Source organism: Nocardia sp. NPDC046763 (assembly GCF_040645495.1).
Classification (GTDB): domain Bacteria; phylum Actinomycetota; class Actinomycetes; order Mycobacteriales; family Mycobacteriaceae; genus Nocardia.
In genome coordinates this window covers 1-1,689 of sequence record NZ_JBEYYI010000090.1, presented here as the reverse complement: position 1 = coordinate 1,689, position 1,689 = coordinate 1, and the positions used below count along the sequence as shown (strand labels likewise).

The window sequence follows — 1,689 nt, the reverse complement described above, 5'->3', positions numbered from 1 at the left end:
ATGGCTCTGGCACAAAGTTGTTGGTGCCCTGGGAATTTGGAGCCGCGAAGGTAGTGGTCGATCATGATCCCGGTGCGCTGATCTTGATCTGAAGGTGTTGTTGCCGCATCTGGGCGACCTGAGTATCGAGCAGGTCGACCGCCACGGGCCGACGTTGCGGATCTACGCGAGCATCAAGACCCGAGGCGCGCTGTGCCCGGACTGTACCGTGTGGTCGGATCGTGTGCACAGCCGTTACCAGCGGTGTCTGTCCGATACCGCGGTCGGTGGGTCCGAGACGCTGATCTGCTTGCAAGTGTGCAGGTTGTACTGCCGCAACCCCGACTGCGCCCGCACCACATTCGCCGAGCAGGTCCCGGGCCTGACCGCCGCCCACGCCCGGCGAACTCCGCTGCTGCGCGGCGCGTTGGAGCGGATCGCATTGTCACTGGGTGGTCGGCCCGGCGAGCGGCTGACGCGCCGCCTGGCCGTGGCAGTGTCGCGAATGACGTTGCTGCGCTTGATCAGAGCGTTGCCGGTGCCCGAGCCCGGCACGATAACTGTGCTCGGTGTCGATGACTTCGCCTTCCGCAAGGGTAAGGATTATGGCTCGGTCCTGGTCGATATGCGCACGCATCGGCCGGTGGACCTGTTGCGGGACAGGCTGAACGACACGTTCGCCGAGTGGTTGCGTGTTCATCCCGGTGCCACGGTGATCTGCCGCGACCGTGCGGGCGGGTATGCCGAAGGCGCCCGGCGGGGCGCGCCGGACGCCATCCAGGTCGCCGACCGCTTCCACCTGCTCTATAACCTCACCGACGCGGTCGACAGGGTGGTCCGCGCCCACCGCAAGTGCTTGCACGATCAGCCGGCCACCGAGGCCGTCGCCCAGCCCGTGCCAGCGCCGAAGGCCGTCGACGGGTATCGGGCAGAGCAGACTCGTCAGCGGTGGGCCGAAGTGCATGCGTTGTGGGACAAGGGAATCGGCACCACCGCAATCAGCAGGGCGCTCAACCTCGACGGGAAAACGGTGCGCCGCTACGCCCTGGCGGCAACCGCGGACGAACTGCTGACCCAGCTGCCCCGACGCCGCAGCTCGCTCGACCAGCACACCGCCTACCTGACCGGGCGCTGGCAGGAAGGCTGCACGAACGCCGCCATTCTTGCCGCTGAACTGCGCGAACGCGGCTACACGGGCAGTGAACGCCAAGTGCGCCGTCTGCTGCACACCTGGCGGGCCGGCACCACACCACCGACTGCGACGCCGATAGCCGCACCCAAACCGCGGCAGGTCACCGGCTGGATCATCCGCCCGGCCGTCCACCGCACCGAATCCGAGAAGGCCGATCTGGCACGGATTCTGGCCCGCTGCCCGGTTCTCCGCACTGTCGATCAGCTGGTCAGCGACTTCGGCGGGATGCTGCGTCACCGACGCGGCCAGCACCTCGACGCCTGGATCGCCGCAGCCCAGGCCAGCGACGTCACCCAGCTCCAAGGGTTCGCCGCCGGGCTACTCAAGGACTATGACGCCGTCCGCAACGGACTCACCCTCCCCTGGAGCAGCGGCGCTGTCGAGGGAACTGTCACGAAACTGAAGGCGGTCAAAAGAGCCATGTACGGCAGGGCCAACTTCGACCTTCTCCGACGCCGCCTGCTACTCGACGTCTGACCCGAACATCAACGCCACCAACAACTTTGTGCCAGAGCCAT

General features: G+C 66.7%; 1 protein-coding gene. It reads left to right on the top strand.

Features of this window, described 5'->3' with window-relative positions:
* The first annotated feature begins 94 nt into the window (after positions 1–94).
* Positions 95–1,648, top strand: coding sequence for an ISL3 family transposase (locus ABZ909_RS43585; RefSeq protein ID WP_357012376.1), 1,554 nt, complete (start codon positions 95–97; stop codon positions 1,646–1,648).
* Positions 1,649–1,689 lie beyond the last annotated feature (41 nt).